The sequence below is a fragment of the Serratia sp. CY47280 genome, assembly GCF_052168655.1.
GTDB classification, from domain to species: Bacteria; Pseudomonadota; Gammaproteobacteria; order Enterobacterales; family Enterobacteriaceae; genus Serratia; species Serratia bockelmannii.
On sequence record NZ_JBJNMG010000001.1, the window covers coordinates 241,636 to 256,803 of the forward strand.

At 59.4% G+C, this 15,168-nt stretch carries 17 protein-coding genes; 6 read left to right on the forward strand and 11 right to left on the reverse strand.

The window, feature by feature from the left end; translation table 11 throughout:
* Nucleotides 1–41: 41 nt before the first annotated feature.
* Nucleotides 42–740: a DAPG hydrolase family protein gene (locus ACJ8J4_RS01265; protein ID WP_025302572.1), complete on the reverse strand. Its 699-nt coding sequence runs from the start codon at nt 738–740 to the stop codon at nt 42–44.
* Between the two features lie 93 nt (nt 741–833).
* On the opposite strand from ACJ8J4_RS01265, the gene ACJ8J4_RS01270 reads away from it, so the two are divergent.
* A complete protein-coding gene (locus ACJ8J4_RS01270; protein WP_164067571.1) occupies nt 834–1,478 on the forward strand; it encodes a TetR/AcrR family transcriptional regulator in 645 nt (214 codons plus the stop codon).
* A gap of 56 nt (nt 1,479–1,534) precedes the next feature.
* Here the strand turns inward: ACJ8J4_RS01270 and pckA are convergent, their stop codons facing one another.
* Nucleotides 1,535–3,154: a phosphoenolpyruvate carboxykinase (ATP) gene (gene pckA / locus ACJ8J4_RS01275; protein WP_164067569.1), complete on the reverse strand. Its 1,620-nt coding sequence runs from the start codon at nt 3,152–3,154 to the stop codon at nt 1,535–1,537.
* A gap of 432 nt (nt 3,155–3,586) precedes the next feature.
* Here pckA and ACJ8J4_RS01280 point away from each other — a divergent pair, with 432 nt between their 5' ends.
* Together ACJ8J4_RS01280 and ACJ8J4_RS01285 are read left to right on the forward strand one after the other, a co-directional pair.
* Nucleotides 3,587–4,930: a 2-hydroxycarboxylate transporter family protein gene (locus ACJ8J4_RS01280; protein ID WP_049295452.1), complete on the forward strand. Its 1,344-nt coding sequence runs from the start codon at nt 3,587–3,589 to the stop codon at nt 4,928–4,930.
* Between the two features lie 331 nt (nt 4,931–5,261).
* A complete protein-coding gene (locus ACJ8J4_RS01285; RefSeq protein ID WP_025302576.1) occupies nt 5,262–6,680 on the forward strand; it encodes a serralysin family metalloprotease in 1,419 nt (472 codons plus the stop codon).
* A 146-nt stretch (nt 6,681–6,826) separates the two neighbouring features.
* On the opposite strand, the gene ACJ8J4_RS01290 is transcribed toward ACJ8J4_RS01285, so the two are convergent.
* Nucleotides 6,827–7,036 carry a hypothetical protein gene (locus tag ACJ8J4_RS01290; RefSeq protein WP_004931526.1) on the reverse strand — a complete coding sequence of 70 codons (210 nt, stop codon included), beginning with the start codon at nt 7,034–7,036 and terminating at the stop codon, nt 6,827–6,829.
* A 159-nt stretch (nt 7,037–7,195) separates the two neighbouring features.
* Between ACJ8J4_RS01290 and ACJ8J4_RS01295 the strand changes: the two genes are divergently transcribed.
* Nucleotides 7,196–7,348 (forward strand): hypothetical protein, encoded by a 153-nt coding sequence (locus tag ACJ8J4_RS01295; protein ID WP_162837925.1) that lies wholly within the window; start codon nt 7,196–7,198, stop codon nt 7,346–7,348.
* Between the two features lie 38 nt (nt 7,349–7,386).
* Here the strand turns inward: ACJ8J4_RS01295 and yniD are convergent, their stop codons facing one another.
* The gene (yniD, locus tag ACJ8J4_RS01300; RefSeq protein ID WP_016928013.1) at nt 7,387–7,479 is read right to left on the reverse strand and encodes a small membrane protein YniD; all 93 of its coding nucleotides are present in this window, start codon (nt 7,477–7,479) and stop codon (nt 7,387–7,389) included.
* Nucleotides 7,480–7,817: 338 nt separating this feature from the next.
* On the opposite strand from yniD, the gene ACJ8J4_RS01305 reads away from it, so the two are divergent.
* Entirely contained in the window at nt 7,818–8,210 is a 393-nt protein-coding gene (locus ACJ8J4_RS01305; RefSeq protein ID WP_004931522.1) for an ASCH domain-containing protein, read from the forward strand.
* Between the two features lie 4 nt (nt 8,211–8,214).
* A complete protein-coding gene (locus ACJ8J4_RS01310) occupies nt 8,215–8,814 on the forward strand; it encodes a C39 family peptidase (RefSeq protein ID WP_025302577.1) in 600 nt (199 codons plus the stop codon).
* Between the two features lie 55 nt (nt 8,815–8,869).
* Here ACJ8J4_RS01310 and ACJ8J4_RS01315 read toward each other — a convergent pair whose 3' ends face one another.
* From ACJ8J4_RS01315 to ACJ8J4_RS01345, 7 genes are all read right to left on the reverse strand, one after another.
* The gene (locus ACJ8J4_RS01315) at nt 8,870–9,109 is read right to left on the reverse strand and encodes a DUF1480 family protein (RefSeq protein ID WP_025302578.1); all 240 of its coding nucleotides are present in this window, start codon (nt 9,107–9,109) and stop codon (nt 8,870–8,872) included.
* Between the two features lie 135 nt (nt 9,110–9,244).
* Nucleotides 9,245–10,177: a Csu type fimbrial protein gene (locus tag ACJ8J4_RS01320; protein ID WP_025302579.1), complete on the reverse strand. Its 933-nt coding sequence runs from the start codon at nt 10,175–10,177 to the stop codon at nt 9,245–9,247.
* A gap of 20 nt (nt 10,178–10,197) precedes the next feature.
* A complete protein-coding gene (locus tag ACJ8J4_RS01325) occupies nt 10,198–12,618 on the reverse strand; it encodes a fimbria/pilus outer membrane usher protein (protein ID WP_236689692.1) in 2,421 nt (806 codons plus the stop codon).
* Nucleotides 12,619–12,685: 67 nt separating this feature from the next.
* Nucleotides 12,686–13,450 carry a fimbrial biogenesis chaperone gene (locus tag ACJ8J4_RS01330; RefSeq protein ID WP_142590456.1) on the reverse strand — a complete coding sequence of 255 codons (765 nt, stop codon included), beginning with the start codon at nt 13,448–13,450 and terminating at the stop codon, nt 12,686–12,688.
* A 25-nt stretch (nt 13,451–13,475) separates the two neighbouring features.
* Complete coding sequence (locus ACJ8J4_RS01335; protein WP_168186800.1) at nt 13,476–14,024, reverse strand: Csu type fimbrial protein; 549 nt, start codon at nt 14,022–14,024, stop codon at nt 13,476–13,478.
* 5 nt (nt 14,025–14,029) lie between these two features.
* Nucleotides 14,030–14,533, reverse strand: coding sequence for a Csu type fimbrial protein (locus ACJ8J4_RS01340; RefSeq protein ID WP_025302583.1), 504 nt, complete (start codon nt 14,531–14,533; stop codon nt 14,030–14,032).
* A gap of 2 nt (nt 14,534–14,535) precedes the next feature.
* Nucleotides 14,536–15,075: a Csu type fimbrial protein gene (locus ACJ8J4_RS01345; protein ID WP_016928005.1), complete on the reverse strand. Its 540-nt coding sequence runs from the start codon at nt 15,073–15,075 to the stop codon at nt 14,536–14,538.
* Nucleotides 15,076–15,168: the final 93 nt, after the last annotated feature.

A 15,168-nucleotide genomic window follows, 5' to 3' on the forward strand; every position in this document is an offset into this window, starting at 1 on the left:
TATAGCGGCATCGCGAAAAAATAACAGGCCCCGTCGGTGGCTTACCAGAGTAACGGCGCCGGCTCGCGGCCGTTTTCGGCATAGTACAGCGACGGCAGGAACTGTGCCAGATAGCTGAACTCGTTGTAGCAGTGGCGCATCAGGTTAAACCCGATGTCGTCCGAGAGTTCGTCGTGGGCGTTGGCGCAGGCTTTACCCAGCAGGAAACGGCTGCGCAGCACGCACCCGTACGGCGTATCGCGCGCCAGATGCAGCATCTCGCCGTCGCAGGGATCGCCGTTGTCATCCAACGCCACCTGATCGCCGAAGCCGATGCGCGCACACACGGCGGCGGAGAGCGCCTGCGCATCACGCGCCTGGCGCAGCGGCTGCGGCGCGAAGAAGTCCTCGGCGGCGTGAAACTTGAGGCGTGCCGCGACCGGCGGCAGTTCCGCCAGCCATTCGACCGCTTCGATGCTGGCGCCGACGTAGCTTTCCCCTTTTTTCCAATGGCGATCCCAGCCGCGATGTTCGACGTGATCGTGCGGGTGCCACCAGTTGATGTGCTGCGTGTTCTCAAAGAAGGTGAACCACCAGTCCAGCATGCGCCCCTTGCAGCCGTGCAGATCGGTACGGACCGCGACGGTCAGCAAACCGTCAGCGCTGCGACTCAGCCCCATCTCCAGCCGCAGCGGTTCAGGTTTGAGCAACTCGTTGATATCGTTAACGCCCCAGGGCGCCAGCAAGGAGGGATGTGTCATAATGGGTTCCTGTTTTATTTTTGAAACGAATTGTGTTTCCAAAATAAAACTATGCCGCTATGCTGAGTCTGTCAATGCTTGTGAGGAATAAATATGGCGAACCCGAATGAAGAACCGCCGCGCGCTCGCGGCCGGCCGGCCACGCCGGAAACGGCGCTGCGCGCCGCGCTGGCGCAAGCGACGCTGGCGTTGCTGCTCGACGGCGGCTATGCCGCAGCAACGGTGGACGCGGTGGCGAAACGCGCCGGGGTGGCTAAAAAAACCCTGTATCGCTTTGCGGCCAATCGCGACGAACTGGTCGCGCAGGCGGTGAGCGGCTGGACCGAGGCGTTTCAGCCGGCCTTCGCCCAGGATGCCGGGCAACGGGCGGCGGTGGCGCCGCTGTTGGAAAAGGGGCTGAAGGCCATCGCGCAGCAGGTATTGAGCGCCGAGGCGGTAGGGATGTTTCGGCTGCTGCAAAGCGAGTTTCCGGGGCGCGAGGCGCTGCTGGACAGCTATCAGCGCAACGGCATTCAGCGCGGCCGGGCGACGGTGGCGGACTGGCTGCAGCGCCAGCAGCAGTGCGGCTGGCTGCGTGCGCGCGACTGGGCGCAAACCAGCGACTTGCTGTTGGCGATGACCATCGCCGAACCGCTACGGCAGATGACGCTGGGACTGTTGCCGCCGGGCAGCGCGATCGACGAGCGCATCGCGGCGGCGGTGGCGCTGGTGATGCCGGGTTTGCTGGCGGAAGCGTGAATACAAAAAAGGGCCGACGAATCGGCCCTTGAACAACAGGATGCAAAACGTCTGCGTTACAGCTTCGGCCCAGCGTTCACCAGCTTTTCGCCCGCCGGGGTGACGGTATATTTGGCGAAGTTATCGATAAAGCGCTGGGCCAGATCCTGCGCTTTCTCCTGCCACAGCGATTCGTCGGCGTAGGTTTTGCGCGGATCGAGAATCGACGGATCGACGCCCGGCAGTGCGGTCGGCACTGCCAGCCCGAAGATCGGCAGCGTGAAGGTCTCGGCCTGCTCAATGTCGCCATTCAGAATAGCGTCGATAATGCCGCGCGTATCTTTGATAGAAATACGTTTGCCGCTGCCGTTCCAGCCGGTGTTGACCAGGTAAGCCTGGGCGCCGGCGGCCTCCATGCGTTTCACCAGCACTTCGGCGTATTGCGTCGGGTGCAGCGTCAGGAACGCGGCGCCGAAGCAGGCGGAGAAGGTCGGCGTCGGGGCGGTGATGCCGCGCTCGGTGCCGGCCAGCTTGGCGGTGAAGCCGGACAGGAAGTGGTATTGGGTCTGCTCCGGCGTCAGGCGCGATACCGGCGGCAGTACGCCGAAGGCGTCGGCGGTCAGGAAGATGATCTTGCGCGCATGGCCGGCTTTGGACACCGGTTTGACGATGTTCTCGATGTGATAAATCGGATAGGAGACGCGGGTGTTCTCGGTTTTGCTGGCGTCGTCGAAGTCGATGCTGCCGTCGGCCCGTACGGTGACGTTTTCCAGCAGCGCATCGCGGCGGATCGCCTGATAGATTTCCGGCTCCGCCTGCGGCGACAGCTTGATGGTCTTGGCGTAGCAGCCGCCTTCGAAGTTGAACACGCCGTCGTCGTCCCAGCCGTGCTCGTCATCGCCGATAAGCTGGCGTTTCGGATCGGTGGAGAGGGTGGTTTTGCCGGTGCCGGACAGCCCGAAGAACACCGCCACGTCGCCTTGCTCGCCGACGTTGGCCGAGCAGTGCATCGAGGCGATGCCCTTCAGCGGCAGCAGGTAGTTCATGATCGAGAACAGGCCTTTTTTCATTTCGCCGCCGTACCAGGTGCCGCCGATCAGCTGCATGCGTTCCGTCAGGTTGAAGGCGACGAAGTTCTCCGAATGCAGCCCTTGCTGCTGCCAGTCCGGGTTGGTGCATTTGGCGCCGTTCATTACCACGAAGTCCGGCTCGAAGTCCGCCAGTTCGGCGTCGCTCGGGCGAATAAACATGTTTTTCACGAAGTGCGCCTGCCAGGCCACCTCGGTAATGAAGCGCACTTTCAGGCGCGTGTCGGCGTTGGCGCCGCAGAACGCGTCCACCACGAACAAACGCTTGCCGGAGAGCTGGTTGCCCACCAGCGTCTTCAGATGCTGCCAGACTTCCGGCGAGAGCGGCTGGTTGTCGTTCTTGCCGGTGCCGTTGTCCGACCACCAGACGGTATCGCGCGTGGTGTCGTCGCGCACGATGTATTTGTCCTTCGGCGAACGGCCGGTGAACTCACCGGTCGCGACGTTGACCGCACCCAGTTGGGTGAGGGTGCCGCGTTCCAGCGGCGGCAGGTCGGCGCGGGTCTCTTCGGCGAACAGCAATTCATAGCTAGGGTTATAGACGATATCGGCGGCCTGATGGATGCCGTAGCGAGCGAGAGTTTGTGGGGTAACAGCGCGTGAAGACATATTCTACTTCCTTAATGAGTCATATTATGCCTCTTTCCCGAGCGGTGCCGCGCGCAGGATTAAGGTTCGGATCAAGCTGACCGGATTCAGCTACTGCGTTTCCGGTTCTTTATTAATAAATCAGGGGGCTTTTTCGCCCTCCTATAGCATAGCAGCGAATTTAAACCTGCTTACTTTAATTACAAAATGCTGACGATAATTAATTAAAACCAACCTTGGCGGAGGGTCACAATATTGAATTCCGTCGGTGTAATTTAGTTTTGCATTTTTATTTTTTATCATATCTTCAGGGCTGTCTACTGTTTTATTTCTTATTAGAAAAAGCGAAATCCACAATAGGATTTTTCGTAATCATTTGTTTTTGCTTGGCAATGGCGGGATGTTGCGCCAGGTGAATCTAACCGTACTGTACGCTTGTCAGCAGGGTGAATAATGAAACAGATAAATGCAGAACTGGCCTGTGATAAAAATACGGCATCGTCCGAATCCTCAGGATTAATTAATCAACTTCGTCAAATGGATATCGGCGCGGTACCGATCGCGTTGTTTATCACGATTTGCGCCATCGTGGCGATTTCCGCCTATGCCAACTTCCTGCCGAAAAATATGATCGGCGGCCTGGCAGTGATAATGACGCTGGGCTTTGCGCTGGCTCAGTTGGGAAAAAGCATTCCCGTGCTGCGCGATATCGGCGGGCCGGCCATTCTGTGTTTGATGGTGCCCTCGGTGCTGGTCTATTTCAATGTCTTCCAGCCCAACGTTATGGGCACCGTCCATCTGCTGATGAAAGACGCCAACCTGCTTTATTTCGTCATCGCCAGTCTGGTGGTCGGCAGCATTCTCGGCATGAACCGGGTGATCCTGATCCAGGGGATGATTCGCATGTTCGTGCCGCTGGTGGTGGGTACGATCACGGCGGTGATCACCGGGCTGCTGGTGGGCAAGCTGTTCGGCTTTACCTTCTATCACACCTTCTTCTTCATCATCGTGCCAATCATCGGTGGCGGCATCGGCGAGGGGATTTTACCGCTGTCGCTGGCCTATTCGGCGATCCTGGGCTCGACGCCGGACGTCTATGTCGCGCAGCTGGCGCCGGCGGCGGTGCTGGGTAACATCTTCGCCATCGTGACCGCCGGGGTGTTGGCGCGTATCGGCATGCAGCGCAAGGCGCTGAGCGGCGACGGCATGCTGATCCGTTCGGCGCAGGAGAACGCGATGTTCGCCATCAAGGAGCAAAGCGGCAACGTCGATTTCCAACTGATGGGCGGCGGGCTGCTGGTGATCTGCGCCTTCTTTATCGTCGGCGGCCTGTTCGAACACATCGTGCATATTCCCGGCCCGGTGCTGATGATCCTGTTCGCGGTGCTGTGCAAGTACTGCCGGGTGATCCCGGCCTCGATGGAAACCGGCGCGCACAGTTTCTACAAGTTCGTCTCCACGGCGCTGGTGTGGCCGCTGATGATCGGTCTGGGCATGCTGTACGTGCCGCTGGAAAGCGTGGTGGCAGTGTTCTCGGTCGGTTATGTGGTGGTCTGCGGCTCGGTGGTGCTGTCGATGGGGCTGGTCAGTTTCCTGATTGCGCCTTACCTGAAGATGTTCCCGGTGGAGGCGGCAATCGTCACCTGTTGTCACAGTGGCCTGGGCGGCACCGGCGATGTGGCGATCCTGTCGGCGTCGAACCGTATGGGGCTGATGCCATTCGCCCAAATCGCCACGCGCATTGGCGGCGCTTCCACGGTCATTGGCGCGACGCTGTTGCTCGGTTGGTTAGTCTGAGTCCAGAGTTTCTTATGGATAACCGGGGTTGGATTGCCCCGGTTTTTTTATGCTTTTTTCCGCTCATCGTGATAATGCTGATGATTATCTTGAAAATCATTCGTATGGCGCAAATGCATAGTCGGACTTTATCTGAGAAAATTCTGTACTCGACGAAAATGTGTCTATTCTTTTCTCTTAAGGGATTATCGTTCTCATTCAGAGTGCCGAGGGAAGGCGCCACCGCATTACCGATATCCCCGTATTGATTCAACACCGGGCCGCTGCCGTTCAGGCAATCCGCCAGTTGGGGCATCCCCCCGATTGAATTGACGAATATGGAGATAAGGTTATGTCATCAAGCAATGCTTCCGTTAAGGCCGAAGGCGTATTAGCCCTGTTGGGCGCTTATAAACCCGATGAAGACGACACCATTACCGTGCTTCATCCGTCGAAAACGTTCGAAAACGCCGGCCTGGAGCTGGTGCGCGGCGATCGCAGTTGGCACGACAAGGGCGTGACCGACACGCCGGTCTCTCTGACCTACAGCTTCTGGGAAAAGGCGCCGGGCAACATGTCGAGCATGGGCATCAGCGGCTTCAGCAGCTTTAACGCCGAACAGCGCGAGCAGGCTAAACTGTCGCTGCAGTCATGGTCAGACGTGGCTAACATCACCTTCACCGAAACCAGCAACACCGCCGCTGCCAACATCAAATTCGGCCTGTTCGACTACAGCTCGCGCGGCTCCTATGCCTTTGCGTATAACCCGGACACCTCGCCTTCGGTCGCCGGGCAAACCTGGTATAACGCCAAGAACCATACCTTCGTCAACAACCAGATCCATGAGAACGAGTACGGTCGCCAGACCTTCACCCATGAAATCGGCCATGCGCTGGGGTTGCAGCATCCGGGCGACTATAACGCCGCGCCGGGCGTCAGCATCACCTACGCTAAAGACGCGACCTACTTTGAGGACAGCCGCGCGCACAGCCTGATGAGCTATTTCAGCGAAAGTAACACCGGGCAGGACTTTAAAGGCGCGTACTCTTCCGGGCCGTTGCTCAACGACATCACGGCGATCCAGCATTTCTACGGTGCCAACATGAACACCCGCACCGGCGATACGGTTTACGGATTCAATTCCAACACCGATCGCGACTTCCTCACCGCCACCGGCGCGCAGGACAAGATAATTTTCACCGCCTGGGATGCCGGCGGCAACGACACCTTCGACTTCTCCGGCTTCGGTCAAAATCAGCGCATCAACCTGAATGAAAAGGCGTTCTCGGACGTCGGTGGCCTGAAAGGCAATGTGTCTATCGCCGCAGGCGTGACGATTGAAAATGCCATCGGCGGGTCGGGTAACGATGTGCTGGTCGGGAACGCCGCCGATAACGTGCTCAAGGGCGGCGCGGGCGATGACGTGCTGTACGGCGGCAAAGGGGCGGATCAGCTGTGGGGCGGTGCCGGCAAGGACACCTTCGTCTACTTTGCGGCGGATGAGTCGACGGCGGCGGCGCCGGATTGGATCCGCGACTTCGTGCGCGGCGAGGACAAGATCGATCTGACGTTGTTCAACACCGGCAGCGCCGACGGCATCCGCTTCGTCGATCAGTTCAGCGGCAAGGCGGGCGAGGCGAAGCTGAGCTACGATGAGCAAAATCACGTCAGCGATGTGGCGATCAACCTGGGCGGCGCCTTTGACGGCAACGACTTCCTGGTGAAAGTGGTGGGGCAGCCGCTGGATGCCGGCGATTTCGTGTTGGCGTAATGCAGGCAACAAAAATAGGGCGTTTTGGGCAAAAACCCGACAATTCCTATTAATTACGTCATATTAGCGTGACATAGTAGCGCGCAGAAGGCCGGGCTTGCATACCTCGGGCTTCTGTCGAATCGCCAACCTTTTCGGTTGGCGATTCATTTTCCGCCTTTCAGCATGTTGATGGCGGCGCCGAGTAGGATGCGCCGTTCGATATCGTTGCTGTCCGCCAACTGCCGCGCCAGATGTTTTTCCAGCGTTTCCACCGACAGCGCTTCACCGCGATGGCGCAGCTGCATCACGCCGTCGCCGATCAGGCGTGCGACCTCATCCCATACGGGTTTAATCTCCTGTTCCGAGAACGTCATGGTCTACACCTCGGTGGGTTGATTTTTGCCCAATGTAACAGCTGAACTGCGGCTTCGCTACCCGCCGCCTAAAACAGGAAGCATAAAAAACAAGCCATCAGTATTTCTTCTGGTTTTTACGCTCAATACTGACGGTGTCGAAAAGCAGGAGAAAACATCATGAACTGGGTCGAAACCTTGGCGGAGTACTACCGCCTGAGCCGCACGGGTGAAACGCAGCATTGGCTGTGTCGCCGCTGGTTGCTTCAGGGGGAGGCGCGTTTGGCCTATTTGCAGGAGTTGCTGGAGCCGACCGCGCCACGGCGGCGATGAACAGGGCGCCGGCGTTCGGCCGGTGTCGTCTCGCGGCATTAACCGAAGGCGATCGCCGCCCAACGCAACAGCAGCAACGCCAGGCAGATCAGCAGCAGCACCACGACCATTTTACTGAGCTTGTTGCCCATGCGTTTTGTTGCCACGTTGCGCCCCTTTTAGCTGAAATACCACCCGCCGGCGAGGGTGATGAGGACAAGCGTCACTAACGCGACGCCGTTGAGTAAATCGCTGAAGGTATCGTCAGCATCGATGTCATTTTGCTGCATGTGACCGCCTGGCAGTCGCCATTGGGTGAATAATGTTCACAGTATGCGCCCGGCAGCGCGGCAGGCACAGCGAAGAAAGGTAAAAACGCGTAAAAGTGGCGCTGGCAAAACGCGCAGTCGCGCTTGGGACGGATGCAGACGGCCGGCAATACGTTGTACTATCCTGTCTGCATTGATGCATTTTTCCTAAAGGTATAATCATGGCGACGGCAATTCCGCAGAAATACGAGCACCTTGAGCGCTGGGCGTTCGGCGATACCGAGCAGCAGGCCGATGAAGTCGTGCAATTGATCCTCAATGGCACCAAAACGGCCACCTGTTCTAACCTGGACGGCGAAGGGATCCCACAGGCCGGCGATCTGTTCCTGGTGGTGGACGGCAAGGGTGAGCCGGTTTGCGCAGTCGAGTTGACCGCGGTGGAAATGAAAACTTACGATCAGGTTGATGAAGCGCACGCCTTTGCCGAAGGCGAGGGCGATCGCTCGCTGGCGCACTGGCGCAAAGAGCTGCAGCGCTTCTTCGAAGAGTATGACCTGTTCTCGCCGGACATGACGCTGGTGCTGATGAATTTCAAAGTCGTCGACAAATTTTAATCTTATGCGCGCCGTTCCCTACGAGTGCCAGTGGGCGAGCCCGGAGCTGGCCGCCGATCTGATCGCCGGCCGCGCGACGCTGGCGCAAGACGAAAATTGGGCGCGCAGCGGCGCCCGCGATCGGGCAGAGTACGTCGAGTGGGCCAACCACGTGTGCGGCATGGCCTGCCTGAAAATGGTGCTGGGCCACCGCGACGGCGAAGCGCCGCCGCTGCTGGAGCTGGCGCGCCGCAGCCTGCCCTACGGCGCCTATGTACGCGAAGGTGAGCGGATAAAGGGGCTGATTTATGCGCCGTTCGTCGAGTATGTGCGCGAGCAGTTCGCGCTGCAAGCGGAGGTGAAGGTGGGGCTAGAGGCCGCCGAGGTGCCGGCGCTGCTTCATGAATGCCGCTACTTTATCGCCTCGGTGCATCCCTCCATTCGCCGGCCGGAGAGTACGCCGCCGCAGCGGGGCGGGCATCTGGTGCTGATCACCGCCGCCGATGCGCAAAGCGTGATCTTCCACAATCCTTCGGGCGACAGCCCGGCGACGCGGGAGCGGGTGCACCTGCCGCTCAGCCGCTTCGCCCCTTTCTTTGCCGGCCGCGGCATCGCCATCGCATAAAAAAACGCGCTGTTTCCGATGAAAACAGCGCGTCGTCAGCAGTTCTGATGCATTTTCATGCCAGCCGCATCACCCAGGCGTCCGCTTGCCGATCGTAGTGTTGCTTGTACAGCAGCGACTGTTTGCCGTCGAGGATGGCCGGGATGCTGGTATGTTCATCCCAGCCGTCCAGCTGCATGCACAGATCCGGATCGGACTTGCAGGGAATGCTCAGGGTGCCGGTGCGGTCGGCGCCGGCGTGAAGATGCGCGTCATCGACCTCGAAGCTGCCAATTTTTACGACGGTTTTGCTCATGGGAACTCCTTGCTCAATGGTGTGGTAGGAGGTTAGACCAGTTTAGCCATTGGTAAGAGCATAGCCAAATGAGCAAAAAATGCCACATAAAAATTACATTTTGGAAACAATTTCCACGCCGGCAAAACACAACGCCTAGTACTCCACCACAAAACTGAGCGTGTCCTGATAGCTGCCGACCGCCACTTCCGTCTGCGCCGCATTGACCGCCGCCTTATACGGGATGCTTTGCGCCAGGCCGGTGCCGGCGCCGCTCTGTTTGTTGGTGCTATCCCAAACGGTCGTCGTATTAGGCAAGTAAATCTGGTACTGCATGAAATTACTGGTACCGCTTTTCATGCGTCGCCAACCGGAAACCGGGTTATTGCCGTTGGTGAAATAGGTGTTGTATCCCTCGGTTTTGGTGCAGGTCAGGGTGATGCTCTGATTGACAGGATTGAACTGCCCGACCAACGCCATGCTGCCGAAGTTGACGTTGGGCGCGGTGCCGATCAGGCAGTCTTTGGTGATGGTGACGCTGACGCTGACCGTGCTGGGTTTGTCGACGCCGTCCCACCAAACGCACAGGCCGAGCACGCCCAGGCCGCAAATATGGTAATTCCAGATCAGGTTGATGCTGTCGGTATAGGTGCCTGCGCGCACGTTGGCGCCGGCGGTGGTTTTGATATACAGCGGAAAGTTGACGTTGGAGGAAATCAGGATCAGCGACAGCAGGTTCAGCGAGCTGTAGTCGATGGTTTGGCCGATGCTGTAAGGATATTGGTAGTTGGCGTCGGGGTAGATCAGGTAAGCGATTTTATCGCCGGAACCGTCGGTGTTGGCAACCGCCATATTGTTGGTGGTGGAGGCGATCTTGACCGTGACGGTGTTTTGCGTGAGCAAATTGAGGCCGAGGCCGGTGCAGTTGAGGCCGGCGGTGCCCTGGGCGTTGATCTGCCCATTGTAGACCACGAAAGAGCTGCTCCCCGGTAAGGTGACGGTGCCGTTGGTGGTGGCGCAGTCGGCGAATGCGCGCTGACAGAGCAGCAGCGAAAGGGTTAACAATAAGGCTTTCAATCCCCGAAACATAGTGACTCTCCGTCGTTGAATTAGCGGCAGACAACCGGGCCGACGCGCTGGATGCCCTGAGGCTTCGCCAGACTGAATTCCGCCTGGCACGGCGGGCCGCCGTCGGCCGGGATCACGCTCAGGCGATTGTGTTGTTGCACCGGGTCGATATAGGTCATGCCATCCCAACCGACATAGCTTTGCTGATGGCCGCCAACCACCGCCACCTGGCTGCCGTTGGCCAGCGGTTTGCCTTGCTCGTCAACCAGTTCGACGTCGGCGGCGGAGATGGGTTGGATGGGGAACTCGACCAGAAAACCGCTGTGATCGCGAATGGCGACGGTTTTTTCCACCGTCGGCAGCGCGACGTCGGCGGGCAGGCTGAGCGGATCAATCTGGAATTTCGCATGGTAGTAAGAGGTGACGGTCGGCACCAGTAAATAGCCCTGGGCATCGGTCTTGCCGATCGGCTGGTTCTCATAGCTCACCGGAATGTCGGCGTATCCTTGCGTGGACACCAGCGCAAAGGCATCGTTGATGGTGTTGGTGGCGTACACGCCGCCGTTCATCGCCACCAGCGAACCGCTGATTTCTCCCCAGTGGTTGGTTTCATCACGGGTACCGTATACGCCCGCTCGGGCTTCGAGCCTGCGGGTGCGCCAGGTCAGATCCGCCTGGCGGTAATCGCCGCCGCTCGGGTTATTGGCGTAGGCCAGATTCCAACCGAAACCGCCATCAGTCGGCGCGGCGCGGCTGTAGCTGACGCGTTCGCTCCAGCGGTTGTTGTTGTCGCGCGCGGCGCTGAAGCTGGCGGTACCCCAACTGTCGAACGGAATGGAGAGCTGCAGTTGGGCACTGTAACCGCTGCTGCCGATTTCCCGGTTCAGCGAGGCGTACAGGCTGCTGTTGCGCCAAAGCGACACACTGTAGGACAGGTTCATCAGGCGAGTTCGTTGGGCGATGGCGTCGCGTACGTCAAAATAACCGGCGCCGAGGCTGCCGAGCCGGCCCAGGCTGACGCTGCCGGTCAATTGATCGGTGCGGCGGCTCAGACGGTAGTCGCTTTTATACACGGAAATGTCGCCAAAATCGGCGCTGCGCAGGATACGTTGCGCGTTGAGGCTGAAGCGTGAGTTGCTGTAGGTGTAGCCAAAACTGCTCTGATCGCCGTGGTTGCCGGTGTAGCGATAGACGGGCTGGGGATCCGGCTGTTGCAACGGCCTGCCGGTCAGCGGGTCATAATACGTGGGGGATTGTATCGGCCGGCCACCGTTAAACGCTTCGTCGCCGGCCTGGCTGACGCTGTAGGACGCGTTGAAAACCCCCCATTGTCCGACGCGAATGTCGGCGCCGCCGCCGCCGACCGCCAATTCGGCTGCGCCTTCGGCGCGTCCTTCCAGGGTTAACCAATCAGTGACGCCGTAACGTAAACTGGCGCTGCCTACCCATTGCCCGTAATCGGCAGAATTCAACCCGTAGTTGCGCCGCAGCAAACCGGTGGAAATGCTGAAATCGCTCATGCCGGTCTGCAGCAGGTTGCTGGCCACGTAGAACGGCACCGTGGTGCTGACCTGACGGCCGAGGGCGTCGGTGGTGACGACCGTGGCCTGACCCGCGCCGTTAATGTAGGGCACGCTGTTGAGGGTAAACGGCCCGGGATTGATGTTGGTGGTGCTGTTTTTATAGCTGTTGATGTATAAATCGACGCTGCTGGGCAATGCTGCCTGGCCGGAAAATTGCGGTAGCGGATAGGTGATAAGATCCGGGCGTACCGCGAAATTGCGCGCCAATTGCAAGCCGCCGATGCGCACGGCGCTGCTCCAGGGGAGCGAGCCGGTGGTTAAGTCACCGGCGATCACACTCAGCATCCGCTGGTCATCGTTGAAGCGCCAGTAGCTGTCGTATCGAATATAGCGGCCGCCATCGTCGTTTGGCCCGCCGTTAAACCCGCTGCGGTAGATGCCGGTGTTGGCGATGACGCCGAAACCGTCGAACAGCCGCTGTTCGCTCCACGCCGACAGGTAGCCTGGTCGGCCATTGCCGTTGCTTTGGCTGGCATAGATGTCGTAGTTAAACAGCAAACCCAGGCTGCTTTGCGCCGGCAAGCGTTGCAGCGGTGAATGGGCGCCGATGGTTTGCTGCGGCAACCAGTCGTTGGGCACGTTGATCAGCAACTGCTGGCTCTCGCCGCTGTAGCTGACATCCACCTTCTCCAGCCGATCGACGGCGATGTCTTTCGCCTGTTTATCCGCTACCGGCAGCCCGGCGTCGAGCAGTTGCTGGGGCGTCATGTAGTAATGGCCGCCGCGATAGTTGACTGGCACGACGTTGCCGGTTTGGCGCCCGTTGACGACCGGCTCCAGATACAGCGTGGTGTCCGGCATGCTGACGGCACTGGGCGGTGGGGGCAGATCGTCGCCGAACGCAAACGGCAGCCAGCCGCCGGCCGCCATGCTCAGCATGGCAAACGCCAGCGGCTTGAGGTTGAAACGCCGCGTCGATAGCCTCTCTATCGGCTGCACCTGGGCCTCAATAAGACGGAATGGCTACGGGCTGTTTGTTGTCATTGACCGTGGCCATCAGCTTGCCGCTGCTGAAACCGCCGGCGGGCGGCAAAGCGAAGCGCATCTGTGAACCGGGCAGCACGTATCCCATCAGGCCGGGATTTAGGCTGCGCCCTTGCAGCGTCACTTTCGAGATTCGGGCATGCACTGCGCCTTGATTTCGCACCTCCAGCCAGCGTTCGCTGCTTTGCTGCTGTAAACGATAGCTGAGCTTGGGTTGGCTGGCGGTCGCGTAATCGCGCGGTTTTTCGCTGTCCTGTTTGGTCCAAATCCCCTTGCCGCTGACGAACAGCGGCACCGAGTAGCGCATCTGGAATTTCAGCCCCATCTCTGCACCGCCGGGGGCGGCATCCGATGATTGTTCTTTCACCGGCACTTCATCGACCAAAATGCGATAGGCGCGCTCCTGTTCCGCCGCCGGCGCCGACTGTTTGATCAGGCGTATCAGCTGGCGTTTGCCTGGCGCGATCGACGCCACCGGCGGACTGGCGATCACGTCGCTTTGGTTGCTGTAATCGTCTTTGCCGGCGGTTTGCTTCCAACCCAACACGCGAATTTGCATATAGACCGGTTTGCTGTCGCGATTTTCAAGCCACAGCGCGGTGGCCTGTTGTTGATCTTCAATCACTGGATCGATCGGCCAAATGAGAATGGAAGCCGCGGCCAGGGCGTGCTGTTGGCTTGCCAGGAGCAAGGCTGCCGTTAACGGCAGACGGAAGGGTATGCGCATAACTCAATCCTTATTGCAAAAAAACTTAATAAGTGACCGTCAACAAGACCGTATCGCTGTAAACGCCACTGGTGGGCAGGGTACTGGTCGAAAACAGACGGGCGTAAACCTTGATTTCTTGCGTGCTACCGGTGGCGGCGACGGTCTGCGCCGCGCCGCCGTTAGCGCCATCGCCCCAAAGGGTGGCGTAGTTGCTGTCTTGATAAAGTTGATACAGCAGCGTTTCCGACGTGATAGCGTTTTGTAATTTTCTGCCGCCGGCGATGGATCCGGTCACGTGATTGCCGACGCCGAGGGCCAGCGTGACGCTCAGCCCCGGGTTGCAGCGAAACAGCACCGAACCGGCGCCGCTGCTGGAGACGACGCTGACTGCGTTGCTCAGTGAGGACAACTGGCCGAAGTTCAGGGTGCCGAAGGTGGTCACGTCACTGACGCCGCTGCCCAATACGCAGCCTTTAACCACGGTTGCATTGACGGTGAACGGCTGGCTTTTGGTTAAGTCGTTGACGCCGGTATCGCTTTGGGCCGGGGAAAGCGGCAGGCAGAACAGCAAACCGCAAATTGAAGCGCGCATCGTCATTACCAATTGATCGTGACCTGTACCGTATCGGTGTAGCTGCCTGTCGGAGGTGTGGATTGCGCCGGAATCATGCCATAGACCGGCAGCCAGTTGTCCGAACCGTTGGCGGTTTGTGACACGCCCGTCAGATTATCCCAAATGGTGCTGTGGGCGGCGTTGGTATACAGGTTGTAATTCACCCGTTGGCCGGCCGCGCTTTGCAGGTAGCGGGCAGCGGTATTGCCGCTTTGCCCGCCGCCAAGCAGAACGCTGTAGCTGGTGCCGTTGGTGCATTTCACCCGAATGGCGCCGGCGTTTTGTTGCCCGGCGACGCTGGTTGCGGTGCTGAGAAAATACAGCGTGCCGAAATTCAGCGTGCCGAAGCTGACATTGCCGCCTGAGCTGCTGCCGGCCTCACAGGCGCTGAGCAAGGTCGCGCTGACGCCGAGGGTCGCGGTTTTACTGTCGGCCTGCGCCAACAGGCTGCACGCCCATAATCCGCAGCAGCAAAGCGCGCGCCGCACCGTTACCAGGTGACCGTCATCGTGACGGTGTCGTTATAGGTGTCTGCCGCCGGGGTAGAACCGGCCGCCGGGACGCGGCCATACACGATCAGCGGAACGGCGGCGCCGGTGCCGGTGCCGGTCCGCGCGTTGGCGCCGCTGCCCCAGGCGGTGGTGCGTGCGGCATCCTGGTACAGGTTATAGCTGATGAAGGCACCTGCCGTGCTGGCCATGCGGCGTTGGGTGCCTGAAGTGACATGGAGCCCGTTGTCCAGCGCCACCGTGTAGTCTGTGCCGGTAGTGCAGGTCAATGACAGCGTACCGGCCCCCCCTGCGCCGGTGGCGCTGGCGTCGATGATGTTGGCCAGTGAAGAGTAAGTACCGAAGCTGATGGAGCCGAAGTCGTTGACGGAACCGCTGCTGCTGCCGCCCCCCACGACGCAACCGGCGCCGATGGTCAGCGTCACGCCTAACGTGCCTTGAATGGTGCCTGCTGCGTTAGCCGCGCCGTTGGCGCACAGCAGGGTTGCTACCGAGGTCAATGCCATCAGAGTTTTTTTCATCTTATATTCCTTGCCGTATGAGAGAAAGCCCGCAAAGACGCCACCCAGAGGTGAGTTGAACGTATTCATTTAGCTGCACTTTAATTAATAGAA

Excerpts from the sequence above, each read along its gene's own strand:
- ACJ8J4_RS01310 (WP_025302577.1), top strand. The coding sequence starts at position 8,215 with ATGCGCGCCGTTCCCTACGAGTGCCAGTGGGCGAGCCCGGAGCTGGCC.
- ACJ8J4_RS01335 (WP_168186800.1), bottom strand. The coding sequence starts at position 14,024 with ATGCGCGCTTCAATTTGCGGTTTGCTGTTCTGCCTGCCGCTTTCCCCG.
- ACJ8J4_RS01330 (WP_142590456.1), bottom strand. The coding sequence starts at position 13,450 with ATGCGCATACCCTTCCGTCTGCCGTTAACGGCAGCCTTGCTCCTGGCA.
- ACJ8J4_RS01315 (WP_025302578.1), bottom strand. The coding sequence starts at position 9,109 with ATGAGCAAAACCGTCGTAAAAATTGGCAGCTTCGAGGTCGATGACGCG.
- ACJ8J4_RS01290 (WP_004931526.1), bottom strand. The coding sequence starts at position 7,036 with ATGACGTTCTCGGAACAGGAGATTAAACCCGTATGGGATGAGGTCGCA.
- ACJ8J4_RS01325 (WP_236689692.1), bottom strand. The coding sequence starts at position 12,618 with ATGCTGAGCATGGCGGCCGGCGGCTGGCTGCCGTTTGCGTTCGGCGAC.
- ACJ8J4_RS01285 (WP_025302576.1), top strand. The coding sequence starts at position 5,262 with ATGTCATCAAGCAATGCTTCCGTTAAGGCCGAAGGCGTATTAGCCCTG.
- ACJ8J4_RS01305 (WP_004931522.1), top strand. The coding sequence starts at position 7,818 with ATGGCGACGGCAATTCCGCAGAAATACGAGCACCTTGAGCGCTGGGCG.
- ACJ8J4_RS01280 (WP_049295452.1), top strand. The coding sequence starts at position 3,587 with ATGAAACAGATAAATGCAGAACTGGCCTGTGATAAAAATACGGCATCG.
- pckA (WP_164067569.1), bottom strand. The coding sequence starts at position 3,154 with ATGTCTTCACGCGCTGTTACCCCACAAACTCTCGCTCGCTACGGCATC.
- ACJ8J4_RS01265 (WP_025302572.1), bottom strand. The coding sequence starts at position 740 with ATGACACATCCCTCCTTGCTGGCGCCCTGGGGCGTTAACGATATCAAC.
- yniD (WP_016928013.1), bottom strand. The coding sequence starts at position 7,479 with ATGGGCAACAAGCTCAGTAAAATGGTCGTGGTGCTGCTGCTGATCTGC.
- ACJ8J4_RS01270 (WP_164067571.1), top strand. The coding sequence starts at position 834 with ATGGCGAACCCGAATGAAGAACCGCCGCGCGCTCGCGGCCGGCCGGCC.
- ACJ8J4_RS01295 (WP_162837925.1), top strand. The coding sequence starts at position 7,196 with ATGAACTGGGTCGAAACCTTGGCGGAGTACTACCGCCTGAGCCGCACG.
- ACJ8J4_RS01320 (WP_025302579.1), bottom strand. The coding sequence starts at position 10,177 with ATGTTTCGGGGATTGAAAGCCTTATTGTTAACCCTTTCGCTGCTGCTC.
- ACJ8J4_RS01345 (WP_016928005.1), bottom strand. The coding sequence starts at position 15,075 with ATGAAAAAAACTCTGATGGCATTGACCTCGGTAGCAACCCTGCTGTGC.